The organism is Cryobacterium fucosi (assembly GCF_004403515.1).
GTDB lineage: Bacteria > Actinomycetota > Actinomycetes > Actinomycetales > Microbacteriaceae > Cryobacterium > Cryobacterium fucosi.
The window spans coordinates 78,916-93,584 of the sequence record NZ_SOHH01000075.1; the positions used below are offsets into that span (position 1 = coordinate 78,916).

Consider the following 14,669-nt stretch of genomic DNA (forward strand, 5'->3'; position numbering starts at 1 on the left):
GGGCGCGCATCGGAGTTCTTCCCGAAACTCAGACTCAGACCCAGGCCGGAGTCTAGAGCGGAGCTGAGCGGTATCCAACAAAGAAGAAAGGCCCTGTGACCGAATGAATTCCTGGTCAAAGGGCCTTTATGTGTAGCGGGAGCGGGAATTGAACCCGCGACACCACGATTATGAGCCGTGTGCTCTAACCAACTGAGCTACCCCGCCACGGCCTGTCGGCTGCAAGAGCTTCCAAGCCTGAGCCCCCTGTGGGAATCGGACCCACTACCTCTTCCTTACCAAGGAAGTGCTCTACCAATGAGCTAAGGGGGCAAAGCTTCCAACGGGCAGAAGCTGAGCCTTCGTTTTTCGGCAACCGGTAAAGATTATCACCAACTTTGCCTGCCCGTTGACCGGTTCAGCCGTTGGGCGCCCGAACCCCCGGAAGCGCCCACGCCGTGAATGACGGGCCGTCCACCGTGAAGCGGATGCCGTCGCCCCCCACCCGCAGTTCGGCGCCCCCGACAAGCCGCGTGGCGGCCTCTGCTCCCGCCACCGCCCAGCCGGGGACCACGGCCTCGCCGGCCGCGCGGGCCGCCACCAGCAGCACCGATTCGCCTGCGGTTTCGCGCACGTAGACGAGCACATCGTCGCCCACGTGCAGCCAGCGCATCCCGCCCTCGTTCAGCGCGGGGTGCCCCGTGCGCAGGTGGATCAGCGCCGAGTAGAGGTCTATCGTGCTCGCGACCTGCGGCGAGTCCACGCTCGACCACGGGATCGGGGTGCGGGAGTGCTCCCCGTCGACCCCGACCAGGCCGAATTCGTCGCCGGCGAAGATCATCGGGATGCCCGGCAGCGTCACCGACATCCCGAAGGCCACCGGCACCGCGCCGTCGGTCGCGTGGGTTCGGAACCGGGGCGTGTCGTGGGTGTCGAGGGCGTTCATCGTCGACAGGCGGGTGCGCCACGGGAAGCCGGCGACGAACCGCTGGTGCGTGGCGACGAACTGGCGCCCGTCGTACTGCGGGATCGTGGCGTACGGCAGGCCGAAGAACGACGACGACGGGCTGTCCGGCCGCGACAGCCAACTCCACAGCGGCCGGGTGAAGTTCGCGTAGGTCATGGCGCCGTGCCAGCCGTCGCCCTGGAAGTCGGCTGACGCGTCGTTGGTCGATTCCCCCAGCAGGAGCGTGTCGGGGTTGACCTCGATCATGGTGCGGCGGATGGTCTGCCGCACCTCCGCGTTCAGGTCCTCCCCGGCGAGGCGGCCGGTCATGTTGGCCACGTCGATCCGCCAGCCGTCGAGGTGGTACGGCGCCTGCAGCCACTTCGCGACCACCGAGCCCTCCCCCTCGATGAAGCGGGTGCGGAGCTCGGCGGATGCCCAGTTGAACTTGGGCAGGGTCGGCACCCCGAACCACGAGGTGTAGCTGCCGTGCTGGGCGTCGAGCCAGTAGTAGAAGGAGCTCTCCGCGGCATCCGGAGTGAAATGCGCGGCCCTGAACCACTCGTGCCGGTCGCCGGAGTGGTTGGCGGTGAGGTCGCCGATCACCTTGAAACCCCGGTCGTGGGCGGCCACGACGAGGCGCACGAGTGCGGCGTCGCCGCCGAGCGCCTCGTCGACCTCGCCGAAGCTGGAGGCGTCGTAACGGTGATTCGACCCGGCCGGGAAGACCGGAGTGAGGTAGATCAGGGTGACGCCGAGCCTCTGCAGGTGGTCGAGGTGCAGGATGATGCCGTCGAGGTCGCCGCCGTAGAACTGGTGGGAGCGGCCCGGGCCGACCTGGTCGACCGGGTCGTCCCAGTCCGCGGGGATGCCCCACTCGGGTGTTTCCCTGGCGTCGGCGTCCGGGGAGCGCCCGAACCGGTCGGGGAAGATCTGGTAGATCACGCTGGAGGCGGCCCAGTCGGGCGCCGCCGGGTGGGCGAGCAGTTTGAAGTCCTCGGTGTCGAGGGTTTCGATGCCGGACAGGCCCGTGGCGTTCAGCCACCAGTGGGTCCCGTCGGCCAGGTCGATCAGGAACCGGTAGCCGTGCACCGGGTTCAGGACCACGATCGCCGCTTCCCACCAGTGCCAGCCGTCCGCCGTGCCGAGAAGCCTGGCGGCGTCGAATCGCGGCTCCTTGTCGGGGTTGGAGCGGGCATACACGGTCGCGACGGTTCCGAACGACTCGGGGATGCGCACCCGCACCGTGACGCTCTCGCCCAGTTCGGGATTCGGCGTGGAGACGTGGAGCGGCGAGCCGTCGTGGTGGGGCGTCAGGACGGAACGGTCCAGCGGGTCGGGCACGGGACCGCTACTTCACGGAGCCGGCGGTCAGCCCGCCGACGATGTACTTCTGCAGCCACAGGAACAGGGCCATCACCGGCAGCGCAGCGAGCACGGCTCCGGCCGCGAAGACGGAGTAGTTGCTGGAGAACTCCTGCGACACGAACTGGTACAGCCCAACGGCGAGGGTCTGCTTCTCGGGCGTGATCAGCACGATGCTGGCGATCACGAACTCGTTGGTGGTGCCCACGAACGAGAGCAGTCCCACCACGGCGAGGATCGGCGCGACCAGGCGCAGGATGATCGTGAAGAAGATCCGGGCGTGGCCGGCGCCGTCGATCTTGGCGGCCTCGTCGATCGAGGCCGGGACCGTGTTGAAGAAGCCGTACATCAGGTAGGTGTTCACGCCGAGGGCGCCGCCGAGGTAGACCATGATCAGGCCCACCTGCGAGTCGAGCCCGATCGCCGGGAAGATGTCGGAGATGCCGTTGAGCAACAGGAAGATGGCCACCACGGCGAGCAGCTGCGGGAACATCTGCACCAGTACGAGCATCAACAGTCCGGGGCGGCGGCCGACGAAGCGCATCCGGGAGAACGAGTAGGCCGCGAGAGCGCCGAGGAACACGGTGCAGAGCGAGGTGATGCCGCCGATCAGGAGCGTGTTGCCGTACCACGCCGCGTAGGGCTGCTGGGGCAGGTTGAACAGGGTCTGGTAGCTGCCCAGGTCGACCTGGCTGAAGAGGCCATTCGCCGTGATCAGGGTGCCGCCGGGATGCAACGACGCGGAGAGCACGTACAGCAGCGGGAAGGCGGAGAAGACGACCATGATCGCGCCGACGAGGTGGCGCCAGCCGGTGCGAGAGAACCACCGGCCGAAGTGGAACGGTCGTTTCGTCGGGATGTACAGGTCGCTGGTTTCGGGGGCTGCGATCCGCATGTCAGTTCAACTCCTCTAGCGCCTTGGTCTGTTTGAAGCTGATGACGGACACGAGCGCGACCAGCAGGAAGATGATGATCGAGAACGCACTGGCGAGCCCGTAGTCGCGGTTGGCGCCGACGAAGGCGACCTTGTAGACCAGTGAGATCAGGATGTCGGTGGCTCCGACGTTCACCCCGGCCGTGACGTCGCGGGGTCCGCCGTTGGTGAGCATGTAGATCAGGTTGAAGTTGTTGAAGTTGAATGCGAACGAGGAGATCAGCAGCGGGGCCACCGAGACCAGCAGCAGGGGCAGCTTGATCAGCCGGAACACCTGGAACGGCCGCGCGCCGTCGACCGTGGCGGCCTCCTGGATCTCATCCGGGATCGATTGGAGCGCCCCGGTGCAAACCAGGAACATGTACGGGAAGCCGAGCCAGAGGTTCACGAAGATGATGCTGAACTTGGCCAGCCATTCGTTCGTCAGCCACGGGATGTCGGCGCCGCCGAAGAGCACCTGGTTGACGAAGCCGAACTGCGGGTTCAGCATCCCGGCCCAGACGAGCGCGGAGAGGAAGGCGGGGAACGCGTACGGCAGGATCAGGACCACCCGGTAGACGTTCCGGCCGCGCATCCGCAGGTCGTTGAACACGATCGCGAGGAACAGGCCGAGGCCGAAGGTGGTCAGCACGGAGAGGAAGGCGAAGGCGAAGGTCCACAGGGTCACGCTGATCAGCGGCCCGCGGATCGATTCGGAGCCGAACGCCTTGGCGAAGTTGGCCAGGCCGACCTCGACCTTCCAGCCGGGCAGCAGCTCGGTGCCGTCGGCGGCGACGAACGACCCGGTCTTGCCATTGTCGGTATAGGCCGTGTCCGTCCTGGTGTCGGTCATCGTGCCTGCGGCCTCGTCGTAGACGAGGTCGGACAGGTAGAGATAGGCCTTCGACCCGTCCGGGGTGCGGAGCGTTCCGTCGTTCGGGTCGTCTGAGAGCGGCACGGACAGCGCCGCGATCCTCTCCTGGTTGGCGACGATGTCGTTGAACTTGAGGCTCGTGTAGCCGGGGAGCGCGACAGCCTTGCCGGTGTCGTCGACGGTGGCGTCGGTGACCGGGCGGAGCGGGGCATCCGTTCCGCCGAGGCTGACGGTGCCGTCGGGTTCGGTGACCAGGAAGCTGTAGCTGCCGAGCTGCTCGAGGACCGTGAGCTGGTAGGTGGCCGAGTCGGGCACGCGTTGCTGGGAGGAGACGATCAGGGCGGTGATCGCGTCCTGTTTGGTGCTGTTGTGGCCGGTGCCGTAGTTGGTGAAGGCGATGTAACCGGAGTAGCCGACCACGAAGATCTGGAAGATGAGCAGGAAGATCAGCCCGGGGGTCAGGTACTTGGCCGGCAGCTTCTGCTTGCTGAAGTAGATCCAGTTGACGATGAGGGTGACCAGGAGCACGGCGCCGAAGACGGCCCAGTCCGAGCGGAGGAGGAGCACGAAGAGCGCGTACACGCTGATCGCGTCGACGATGGCGAGCAGGAAGATCTTGACCAGGAGCGTCCTCACCCCGGCCGAGGCCGCCTCCGCGATGCGGGCGGCCTGCCGTGAGCGCTTCGACTCTCTGACCTGCGCCTCGTCGCGCTCGGTGCCTGGGTTGGTCATCTTCGTCCGCTCTCTGCCGCTCTGCAATGTGGATCTGATCGTGGATCTGTTCGCCTGCCGGGTGGTGCCGCCAGGGGAAAATCGGGGCCGGGCCGCGGCGCGGCGGGGTCCGCGCCGGGCCGCCCCGGCCTCGAACCAGAGGCCGGGGCAGCCGGGGCGACCGGTGGAGCGACTACTTGATGGCGGTCTGGATGTCGGCCGTCATCTTCTGCCACAGCGCGGCAGGGTCACCCTGGCCGCTGATGATCGCGGCCTCGGTGACGCCCCAGAACTGCCAGACCTTGCCCATCTGGGGAATGCTGGGCATCGGAACGGCCTTGGCCGCGACCGCGCCGAAACCGGCGGTGATCGGGTCGGCGCTGGCGGCCTCGAAGGCTGAGGTCAGGGCCGGTGCACGGCCGCCGACCTTGTACAGCTCGGTCTGGACCTTTTCGCTGCCGATGTAGTTCACCAGGAACTCGTTCGCCGCGATGGCGTTCTTCGACTTGGCGGAGACGACGAAGCCCTGCACGCCGACGAACGGCTGCGCGGTCTGGCCTCCGGCCGACGGGATCGGGTCGACGGCCACGTCGATGCCGGCCTTCTGGGCGTCCGGCACGTTCCACGGGCCCGTGATGAGGAACGGCGAGGCGCCGGCGTTGAACTTCTCCTTGGCGATGTCGCCGGTGACGTTCACGCTCAGGTGTCCGGCGGCGCCTTCCTTGGCGAGCCACGCCGCGTAGGCCTCTCCGCCGGTGTTGCCGATGGACAGGTCGCCGGCGTTGTAGCTGCCGTCGGAGTTGGTGCCGAAGACGGGGGCGCCGAAGGAGGTCTGGAACGGGTACAGGTGGTACGGGTCAGACTCGGGGCCGACCTGCACGAGGAACGGGAACTCGGTTCCGGCTGCTGTGCCGGCCGCGATCATGTCGTCGTAGCTGGCCGGCGCGGTGGGCGCGAGGGCCGTGTTGCGCAGGAGGGCGACGTTCTCGATCGAGTACGGCACGCCGTAGGTCTTGCCCTCGACGCTCATGGCGGTGACCGCGACCTTCTGGAAGTCCTTGGCCGTGTCGCCGAGCTCAACCGGCTGCACGACGCCGTTGCCGACGAAGTTGCCGAGCCAGTCGTGGGCGGCGATGGTCACGTCGGGGCCCTTGCCGGTGGGAACCTGGGCGATGAACTGCTCCTGGATCTTCCCGAAGTCCTTCTGGACGAGCTTGACCGTGACGCCGGATTCCTTGGTGAAGGCCGCTGCCGCGTCCTTCAGCACTGCCGCGCGGTCGGCATCGACCCAGACCGTGAGTGTGCTGGAGGCCGCATCTGAGCCTCCGCTCTTCGAGGAGCCCGCGCCGGAGCATCCGGCCAGGGCGAGGGACGCGGCGACAGCGACTGCGCCGGCAGCCAGCAGGCCTTTCTTATTCACCATCATTGGTGTGTGCCTTTCGTAAGGACATTGACAAATGTGCAAGCGTTTACATGTATAGCTTCTCGCAGATCGATTGACAACTCAAGAGCTTGGGGTCACGAAATATTTGTTCGGTTCGTTTTGGGAGAATGCCATGCAAGCGCTTCCATGCTGTGGGGAATGCCGTAAGGTTTTCTTTCATGACAGGCACTGAGTGGTGGCGAACCGCAGTTATTTACCAGATCTATCCCCGTTCCTTCGCGGACGCCAACGGTGACGGAATGGGTGATCTCGCCGGCATCACCGGGCGCCTCCCGGCCCTCCGCGAGCTCGGGATCGACGCCATCTGGCTGTCCCCGTTCTATACCTCTCCCCAGCACGACGCCGGTTACGACGTCGCCGACTACTGCGACGTCGACCCGATCTTCGGCACCCTCGCCGACTTCGATACCCTGCAGCGCACCGCCCACGAGCTGGGCATCCGGGTGATCGTCGACCTGGTTCCGAACCACTCCTCGAGCGCGCACCCGTGGTTCCAGGCCGCGCTCGCGGCCCCGGAGGGCAGCGCCGAGCGAGCGCACTACATCTTCCGTGACGGCCAGGGCGAGAACGGCGAGCTGCCGCCGAACAACTGGGAATCCGTCTTCGGCGGCAACGCCTGGACCCGCGTCACGAATGCCGACGGAACGCCAGGCCAGTGGTACCTGCACCTCTTCGACACCACCCAGCCGGACTTCGACTGGGACAACCCGTGGGTGCGCGCCCAGTTCCGCGACGTGCTCCGGTTCTGGCTCGACCGCGGCGCCGACGGCTTCCGGGTGGATGTCGCGCACGGCATGATCAAGGCGGCCGGTCTTCCCGACTACACCCCTCCGGTCGAGGGGGGCAGCATGGGCGGCGCCTCGGTTCCGGAGCCGGGCATCGTCGCCGAGTGGGCCGAGACGGCGCCGTACTGGGCGCAGGGCGGCGTGCACGAGATCTACCGGGACTGGCGGCTCGTGCTCGACGAGTACCCCGGGCAACGCATCCTGGCCGCCGAGGCATGGGTAGACCCGCTCAGCCGCGTCGCCGAATGGGTGCGGCCCGACGAAATGCACCAGGCCTTCAACTTCGCCTACCTCGAGACACCGTGGCACGGTGCGGCCCTGCGCCGCGTGATCGACGACTCCGTCGAGGCGTTCAGTGCCGTCGGCGCCCCGAGCACCTGGGTGCTGTCCAACCATGATGTCGTGCGCCACGCCTCCCGCCTGGCCCTCACCGCGGAGAACCTCCAGGGGCACGGAATCGGCCCGAAGACGGCCGGTTTGCCCGACACCGTCATCGGTCTGAAGCGCGCCAGGGCCGCTTCGGCCCTGATGCTCTCCCTGCCCGGCTCCGGCTACCTCTACCAGGGCGAGGAACTCGGACTCCCCGAGGTCGTCGACCTGCCGGATGCCTCCCGTGAGGACCCGACCTGGTTCCGCACCAACGGCGAGCGGTACGGCCGTGACGGATGCCGCGTGCCCCTGCCCTGGGAGGGCGCCGCGCCCTCCTTCGGCTTCGGTCCGACCTCGTCCAGCTGGTTGCCGCAGCCCGCGGAGTGGGCGCCCCTCGCCCGCGATGCGCAGGACGGCGTCGCCGGGTCGACCCTCGAGCTGTACAAGCTCGCACTGCGCCTGCGCCGGGAGCACGCCCTCGGGCTGGGCTCGGTGGAGTGGCTGGGCGGGTTCGCGGACGACGTCGTGGCGTTCCGCAACGGGGACGTGACCGTCATCGCGAACACGGGCACGGCCTCCGTCGAGTTGCCGGGCGGCGAGCTGTTGCTGGCCAGCGAGCCGCTCGCCGGGCGGACGCTGCCGGGGGACACCACCGCCTGGCTGTCGACCTAGGCCCGCATCGCCGCGTCCCGGTTCACTCCGTCAGCGGGCGGCGGTTCCCCAGGCCTGGGATTCCCCCGCGCGGCTGCGCCGTTGGGGTACTTTCCACGGGTTGTCGTCTCGGAGCGGCACCGGGAGCAGCTCCTGCGGCACACCCTGGAAGGTGACCGGGCGCAGGAACCGGTCAATCGCCGCGCTTCCGACGGAGGTACCACTGTCGTTGGTGGTCGCCGGCCACGGACCGCCGTGCTGCATCGCCGAAGTGACGGCAACACCGGTCGGCCAACCGCCGAACAACACCCGTCCGGTATGCCGCGTGATCCAGTGGATCAGCGAGCGCAGAGGCGCAGAGTCCTCTCCGTGCCCCGCATGCACCGTGCCGGTGAGGTTGCCCCCGAAAATCGTCTCGGCATGCGCGGCCAGGTCGTCCTCGTCGTCATACTCGACCACGATCGACAGCGGACCGAACGCCTCGTCGAGCAAGTGTCCTCGCTGGGCGACCAGGTCGTCCAGACGGACACTGACGATCGTCGGCGTGGCCCAGCCCTGTCCGAACTCGTCGAAGCGCAGCGAGCCCCCGGCAACTGGTGTCACTCCGGGAGTGTTGAGAATGCTGGCGCGGCGGTCCCGGTAACCCGCTGCGATGCCGGGGTTGAGCAGGCGGTGCTCGGCCACCGCTCCGGCGCGGGAGGCCAGTGCCTCACTCAAACCGTGCCCGGTCGGCACGAACAGGAAACCCGGCTTCGTGCAGAGCTGCCCGGCTGAACCGGCGACGCTTGCCACGTATCCGTCGGCGATCGCCTCGGCTCGCTCGGCCAGCGCGGCCCGGGTGATGAAGACCGGGTTCACACTGCCCAGCTCACCGTAGAACTGGATTGGCGCCGGGCGCGCGGCCGCGATGTCGGCGAGGATGCGGCCCGCCCGAATGGACCCGGTGAAACTTCCGGCGGCGATGCGCGGGTCTTTCAACATCTCGACACCGGCCGTCTGGCCGAAAATCAGCTGCAGGGTTCCAGCCGGTGCCCCAGCGGATTCGAGCGCTCCGGAGACGACAACCGCCGTGTGAAGCGAAAGCACCGGATGGCCGGAGTGCGCCTTCACTATCACCGGGTTGCCGGCCGCGAGAGCCGCCGCGGTGTCGCCACCGGCGACGGAGAACGCGAACGGAAAGTTGCTCGCCGCGAAGTTCAGCACCGGCCCGACCGGGATGCGGTAGCGGCGAAGGTCCGGGCGTATCCCCAGCGCGAAGTTGTCGTCGGCATCATCGATGCGCACATCGAGGTACGAGCCGTCGACGACGACGTCCGCGAAGAGGCGCAACTGCACGGCGGTGCGGGTGAGTTCACCGTTCAGTCGTGCTTCGGACAGACCCGTCTCGGCCATCGCGACGCCAACCAGCTCCGTGCGGGCGGCGAGCAGCGCATCCGCCGCGGCGACCAGGGCCGCGGCGCGACCATGCGGCGGCATCGCCGCCCACGCCGGGGCGGCATCGGCCGCGCACTGGGCGATCCGGTCGAGTTCGCCTGCCGTCGTGCCGGCGGGGATTGTGCCGGCGGGGGTCATGGGGGTGCTCAGGGAAGTCATGGTGCTCCTCAAAATTGGAATCCCGTCGGAAACGGGTCCGCGGGGTCGAGCAGGTACTGGCCGATGCCGGTGACCCAGGCCCGGCCGGTTATGGTGGGCACGACGGCGGGGATACCGCCGACGACGGTCTCCCTGACCAGTCGACCCGTGAACGTCGAACCGATGAACGACTCGTTCACGAAGTCCTGGTTGAGGCCGAGCTCGCCGCGTGCCCACAGTTCGGCCATCCGGGCGGATGTTCCGGTGCCACAGGGGGAGCGGTCGAACCAGCCCGGGTAGATGGCCATCGCGTGCCTGGAGTGCAGCGCGGTCGATCCCGGCGCGATGAACTCGACGTGGTGACAGTGGTCGACGCCTTCGATTTCCGGATGCCGCGGCGGGTCGGTCTCGTTGATCGCGGTCATGATCGCAAGGCCGGCCTTGAGGATCTCCTGCTGGTCGGCGCGGTCGAACGCAAGCCCGACCGCGTCCAGGTCGACCATGGCGTAGAAGTTCCCGCCGAAGGCGAGGCTGTACCGCACGGGACCGTAGCCGGGAACCTCGACCGTGTCGTCCAGCCGCACGCTGAAAGCGGGAACGTTCTCGATGGTGACAGAATCGGCGTGGCCGTCGCTGACCGCGACCCGCGCGATCACCAGCCCTGCCGGCGTGTCCAGCCGAATCGTGGTGACAGGTTCGACAACCTCGACCATCCCGGTTTCGACCAGGACCGTGGCCGCACCGATGGTTCCGTGGCCGCACATCGGCAGGCATCCGGACACCTCGACGTATACGACGCCCCAGTCGGCGTCCGGCCGGGTCGACGGTTGGAGGATCGCACCGCTCATCGCCGCGTGGCCTCGAGGTTCGTTCATCAGGAACAGGCGGATGTCGTCCAGATGCTCCATGAAATACAGGCGCTTGTCATTCATGGTCGCGCCGGGGATAACCCCCACGCCGCCGGTTATGACCCGGGTGGGCATGCCCTCGGTGTGGGAATCGACCGCGGTGAACATCCGCTTGGAACGCATGGTGTAATCCTTCCAGTGCCGTGCGGGTCGTGCGGGACCGTTACCCGGCGCTGCGACGGGTAGCGAGGTAGTCGAGCGCCTTTTTCGTTCCGGCGCGAACGTTTGCCTCCTGCTCGGCGTTCAGCGGGCCGCGCGGCGGGCGGGTCGGGCCACCGTAGCTGCCGCCGGCGATGTCGATCGAGAGCTTGATGGCCTGAACGAATTCGGTCTTCGAGTCCCAGCGGAACACGGTGACCAGCTGCGTGTACAGTTCCAGCGCCTCTGGCACCCTGCCGGCCTTGACCAGGTTGTAGATCTCTACCGCTTCGCGCGGGAACGCATTCGGGTAGCCGGCAAACCAACCGGTTGCGCCGGCCACGAGAGATTCAAAAAGCAGGTCATCGGCCCCGGCGATGACGTCGATGTCGCAGAGTTCCTTGATCTCGAGCACGCGACGGATGTCGGCGGAGAACTCCTTGATCGCGACGACCTCGGGGATCTCGGCGAGCCTGGCGACCAGACTCGGAGTGAGGTCGACCTTGGTGTCGAACGGGTTGTTGTACGCCATGATCGGCAGACCGACCGCTGCGACGCGGGTGTAGTGCTCGATGACCTCTGAATCGTTCGCCCGGTAAATGGTCGGCGGAAGCAGCAGCACGCCGTCTGCCCCGTCTTCCTTCGCGTACTCCGCCCACTGCCGCGCCTGGTGCCAGCCGACGCCGTGCACACCGGCGACCACCAGTCCGCGGCCGTCGACCGCCTCGACGGCGACCTGAATCACCGTGCGGCGCTCCTCGTCGGTCAGGGACGAGTACTCACCGAGCGAGCCGTTCGGGCCGACCCCGCGGCATCCGTTGCTGATCAGCCAGTCACAGTGCGTGGCGAACTTGTCGTAGTCGACGGCCAGTCCGGCCGGCGCGGACGCATCCGCCTTGAATGCGAGGGTGGTGGCGACGATAACGCCGCCGAGATCGAATTCCCGCGTGGTCATGTTGGTCCTCTCGTTGATTCGGAATTTCGTTGGTCGAACTCGTCGACGCCCGAGGTCGCGACGTCAGCGACCGGATCGGCGGCGAGCTCACCGAGCCGGATGGGAGCGGCAATCGGTCGGCGATCCGCGGTCACGCCGTCACCCAGCCCGCCGACCAGTCGGCGGCCGAGCAGTTCTTCGACGGTGCGCCCGCAGACCCGCCCCTGACAGATGCCGAGGCCCACGCGGGTGCTGAGTTTGAGCGACCGCAGCGACCGCGACCCGGTGCTCTCGGCCGCCCCGCACAGGGCGGAGAAGCTGACCTCCTCGCATCGACAGACGATGGTGCCGTCGGTGAGCATTCCGGGCCAGCCCGACCGGATGCCGTGGGCGGCTTCGAGGCGGGCCGCAAAACCACGGAAGGTGCGGCGCCGGCGTCTGTCTTGGCGCAGTTCTCGGTCGGACGCCGTGCCGCCGGCCGCGACGTGGCCGGCGACCCTGCCTTCGGCCAGGGCAAGATCGACGCCGCCGATGCCGGTGATCTCACCGGCCGCGAAAACGGAGGACACGCTGGTGCCCTGCCCGTCGTCGACCTTCACGAATCGGTCGGCGGTGAGCGCGCAACCGGCGGCGATGGCCAGCTCGAGCCGGGGCGTGAAGCCGTGGCTGACACAGACGGCGTCGACCTCGATCCGCTGTTCGGTGCCGGGGATGGGCGCCCAGTCGGCCGCCACGGATGCAATGGTCACGGATTCGACCCGGTCACTGCCGTGGGCGGCGACGACCGCCCGCCCAAGCCGGTACGGGATGCGGTGGCGAAGGTGACCGGCCAGGTAGCCGGCCAGTTCGGTACCCTTGTTCGCGGCTCCGACAAGCTCCCACGGGTTCGGCAGCCAGCCACGCACCAGGGCCGCCGCCCGATTGGCTTCGAAGACCCCGAGCACTGTTGCGCCGGTCGTGGCGAGAGCGGCCGCGACGGGCAGCAGGAAGGGGCCCGCCCCGGCGACGACGACCCGCCGGCCGACGGCCAGGCGCTCCCCCTTGGCCAGGGCCTGCGCCGCCCCGCCGGTGAAGACACCGGGGAGATCCCAGCCCGGGAACGGAAGGGTCCGGTCGTGCGCGCCGGTCGCCAGAACGATCGCGTTCGGGCGGAGAGCCAACCGTTGACGCCCGACTCCGTCAGGCTCGCCGACAACGACGTGCACGGCGCCGGGAAGCCCCACCGCCGTCCCGTCCACACGCTCCGGCGAACGCTCAATCGCCCACACCTGCGCGCCTCGAAAGATCTGACATCCGTCGTCGGCTTCGAGCGTCTCGCTGAGCTCACGGAAGGTCGCCCAGCCATGGTGCAGCATCCGCTCCTCGGCCGACGGCCGCTCCGGTGGGAGATGCCGCCAGAACTGTCCGCCGAGCTGGTCGGAGGAGTCGAGAAGGGTGACGGACGCGCCGCGCGCACGCGCCGCGCGCGCCGCCGCGAGCCCGGCGGGCCCGGCTCCGATCACCAGCACCTGGATGTTCGAGGCGTTCACGCGGCCGCACCGCCCGGCGGCAGTGCGTCATGCTGCGTGGTGACGACGTCACCCTCGGTCGCGCGCCGCTGGCAGGCGCGCACGTCGCGCCGGCCGTTGACCTCGACCAGGCAGTCGTAACAGATGCCGATTCCGCAGAAGACGCCGCGTGGTGTGCCGTGCACGGACGTGCGGCGGAAGCCGAGGGTGCCGCCGGCGAGGATGACGCCGGCCACGCTCTGCCCGGCGACACCGGCCACCGGCACACCGTCGAGGATGATCGTCAGCGGAGTCGTCGGCTCCGGCCGAATCGGGTCGACGCCGAACGGAAACAGTCGTGGCCCCATCAAGCCACGTCCACGAGGTGGGGCGCAAGCGACGCCCGTGAGGCAGAGTAGGGGGAAGCGTCGATCGGCGGAATGATTCCGAGCATCAGGTCGCGGATGAGTACCGCGGTGGCGAGGCTGAGGCCGATGCCGGCTCCCTCATGACCGGTCGCGTGCCAGAGTCCGGGCATCCGCGGGTCCTCGCCGATGACCGGGAGGTGGTCTGGCATAAACGGGCGGAAGCCCCCGTAGCTGCGCATGACGGCCACGTCGGCGAGGAAGGGGAACAGGCGGATGGCCTTCGCGGCGATTTCGCTCAGCGCGTCGACCCGGAGGCTCGAATCGAACCCCACCTGCTGCCGGGACGATCCGATCAGCACCGTGCCCGAAGCGGTCGATTCGACCACGCTGGAGGTCTGCAGGGCGCCGTCGTCTGAGCCGACGGCGCCGACGTAGTCCGCGTCATAGACCTTGTGGAAGATGCGGTGGCGCATGCGAGTGGTGACGAGCAGTTCGCCGCGGCGTGGGCGCACGGGAAGGTACACCCCCAGGAGGTTCGCGACCTGGCCGGACCACGGGCCGGCCGCCACGAGCACCCGGCCTGCGCGGAGTTCACCGGAGGGGATGCGCACGCCGACCAGCGCACCGGCGGAGTCATGAATCGGACCGAGCACCGGCGTATTCTCGAGCACCCGGGCGCCGTGCAGCCTGGCCGAGGCCATCAGCGCCTCCGTGGCGATGGTCGGCTGCACCTGCGCGTCTTCGGGGTAGTACACGGCCGCTTCGACGGCAGGACCGAGGTCTGGTTCGAGACGCCGCGCCTCATCGGCGTCGATGGTCCACGCGTCGACTCCGGCGCCGCGCTGGCCGGCCGCGAAGGAGAGCAGCGGGCCGGCGCCGGTCACGGTCGTCGCGACGACGAGACCACCCTTCGGGTCGTACTCGACGGAGGGGAAGGTGTCGCCGAGCTGTTCGGCAAGTTCGGCGACGGTGTGCTTCCACAACGTCGATGCGTACTGCGCCAGCACCAGTTCGTGGCCTGGGCCCTTGTCCGAAATCAGGAGGTTGCCCTCGCAGGCGGCGGAGGTTCCCCCGGCGACGGTGCCGCGGTCGATGACGGTGACCTCGACACCGGCCACGGCGAGCGCACGGGCGCAGGCCGCACCGATGATTCCGGCTCCGACAATGATCACGTTGTTGGTCATACCGCTCCGTCCTTGCCATCGAGGTCGCCTTCGACCGAGTT

General features: G+C 68.2%; 11 protein-coding genes and 2 tRNA genes. 1 reads left to right on the forward strand and 12 read right to left on the reverse strand.

All coding sequences use genetic code 11. The features are described from left to right. Nucleotides 1-133 precede the first annotated feature (133 nt). From E3T48_RS11390 to E3T48_RS11415, 6 genes are all read right to left on the reverse strand, one after another. Nucleotides 134-207 (reverse strand) — tRNA-Met (locus E3T48_RS11390). Nucleotides 208-240: 33 nt separating this feature from the next. Beyond that, nucleotides 241-312 (reverse strand) — tRNA-Thr (locus E3T48_RS11395). 85 nt (nt 313-397) lie between these two features. Further along, a complete protein-coding gene (locus tag E3T48_RS11400) occupies nt 398-2,269 on the reverse strand; it encodes a glycoside hydrolase family 13 protein (protein WP_241986777.1) in 1,872 nt (623 codons plus the stop codon). Nucleotides 2,270-2,276: 7 nt separating this feature from the next. After that, nucleotides 2,277-3,185 carry a sugar ABC transporter permease gene (locus tag E3T48_RS11405; RefSeq protein ID WP_134524165.1) on the reverse strand — a complete coding sequence of 303 codons (909 nt, stop codon included), beginning with the start codon at nt 3,183-3,185 and terminating at the stop codon, nt 2,277-2,279. A gap of 1 nt (nt 3,186) precedes the next feature. After that, nucleotides 3,187-4,809, reverse strand: a complete 1,623-nt coding sequence (locus tag E3T48_RS11410) for an ABC transporter permease subunit (RefSeq protein WP_134524166.1) — start codon at nt 4,807-4,809, stop codon at nt 3,187-3,189. A gap of 172 nt (nt 4,810-4,981) precedes the next feature. After that, nucleotides 4,982-6,214: a sugar ABC transporter substrate-binding protein gene (locus E3T48_RS11415; protein ID WP_134524167.1), complete on the reverse strand. Its 1,233-nt coding sequence runs from the start codon at nt 6,212-6,214 to the stop codon at nt 4,982-4,984. Between the two features lie 176 nt (nt 6,215-6,390). Between E3T48_RS11415 and E3T48_RS11420 the strand changes: the two genes are divergently transcribed. Then, on the forward strand, nt 6,391-8,058 hold the full coding sequence (locus tag E3T48_RS11420; protein ID WP_241986778.1) for a glycoside hydrolase family 13 protein: 1,668 nt from the start codon (nt 6,391-6,393) through the stop codon (nt 8,056-8,058). 30 nt (nt 8,059-8,088) lie between these two features. On the opposite strand, the gene E3T48_RS11425 is transcribed toward E3T48_RS11420, so the two are convergent. The 6 genes from E3T48_RS11425 to E3T48_RS11450 are packed head-to-tail and all read right to left on the reverse strand — an operon-like array spanning nt 8,089 to nt 14,628. Next, entirely contained in the window at nt 8,089-9,630 is a 1,542-nt protein-coding gene (locus tag E3T48_RS11425) for an aldehyde dehydrogenase (NADP(+)) (RefSeq protein ID WP_241986779.1), read from the reverse strand. Between the two features lie 8 nt (nt 9,631-9,638). Then, nucleotides 9,639-10,640: a proline racemase family protein gene (locus E3T48_RS11430; RefSeq protein WP_134524169.1), complete on the reverse strand. Its 1,002-nt coding sequence runs from the start codon at nt 10,638-10,640 to the stop codon at nt 9,639-9,641. 40 nt (nt 10,641-10,680) lie between these two features. Beyond that, nucleotides 10,681-11,610, reverse strand: coding sequence for a dihydrodipicolinate synthase family protein (locus tag E3T48_RS11435; protein ID WP_134524170.1), 930 nt, complete (start codon nt 11,608-11,610; stop codon nt 10,681-10,683). Then, on the reverse strand, nt 11,607-13,118 hold the full coding sequence (locus tag E3T48_RS11440; RefSeq protein WP_134524171.1) for an NAD(P)/FAD-dependent oxidoreductase: 1,512 nt from the start codon (nt 13,116-13,118) through the stop codon (nt 11,607-11,609). The genes E3T48_RS11435 and E3T48_RS11440 overlap by 4 nt, the downstream gene beginning before the upstream one ends. After that, complete coding sequence (locus tag E3T48_RS11445) at nt 13,115-13,444, reverse strand: (2Fe-2S)-binding protein (RefSeq protein WP_134524172.1); 330 nt, start codon at nt 13,442-13,444, stop codon at nt 13,115-13,117. The genes E3T48_RS11440 and E3T48_RS11445 overlap by 4 nt, the downstream gene beginning before the upstream one ends. Next, nucleotides 13,444-14,628 carry an NAD(P)/FAD-dependent oxidoreductase gene (locus E3T48_RS11450; RefSeq protein ID WP_134524173.1) on the reverse strand — a complete coding sequence of 395 codons (1,185 nt, stop codon included), beginning with the start codon at nt 14,626-14,628 and terminating at the stop codon, nt 13,444-13,446. Before E3T48_RS11450 ends, E3T48_RS11445 begins: the two co-directional genes overlap by 1 nt. Between the last annotated feature and the right edge of the window lie 41 nt (nt 14,629-14,669).

Coding starts and splice junctions, on each gene's coding strand:
- E3T48_RS11435 (WP_134524170.1), bottom strand. CDS start 11,610: ATGACCACGCGGGAATTCGATCTCGGCGGCGTTATCGTCGCCACCACC.
- E3T48_RS11405 (WP_134524165.1), bottom strand. CDS start 3,185: ATGCGGATCGCAGCCCCCGAAACCAGCGACCTGTACATCCCGACGAAA.
- E3T48_RS11450 (WP_134524173.1), bottom strand. CDS start 14,628: ATGACCAACAACGTGATCATTGTCGGAGCCGGAATCATCGGTGCGGCC.
- E3T48_RS11445 (WP_134524172.1), bottom strand. CDS start 13,444: ATGGGGCCACGACTGTTTCCGTTCGGCGTCGACCCGATTCGGCCGGAG.
- E3T48_RS11425 (WP_241986779.1), bottom strand. CDS start 9,630: ATGACTTCCCTGAGCACCCCCATGACCCCCGCCGGCACAATCCCCGCC.
- E3T48_RS11410 (WP_134524166.1), bottom strand. CDS start 4,809: ATGACCAACCCAGGCACCGAGCGCGACGAGGCGCAGGTCAGAGAGTCG.
- E3T48_RS11420 (WP_241986778.1), top strand. CDS start 6,391: ATGACAGGCACTGAGTGGTGGCGAACCGCAGTTATTTACCAGATCTAT.
- E3T48_RS11430 (WP_134524169.1), bottom strand. CDS start 10,640: ATGCGTTCCAAGCGGATGTTCACCGCGGTCGATTCCCACACCGAGGGC.
- E3T48_RS11415 (WP_134524167.1), bottom strand. CDS start 6,214: ATGATGGTGAATAAGAAAGGCCTGCTGGCTGCCGGCGCAGTCGCTGTC.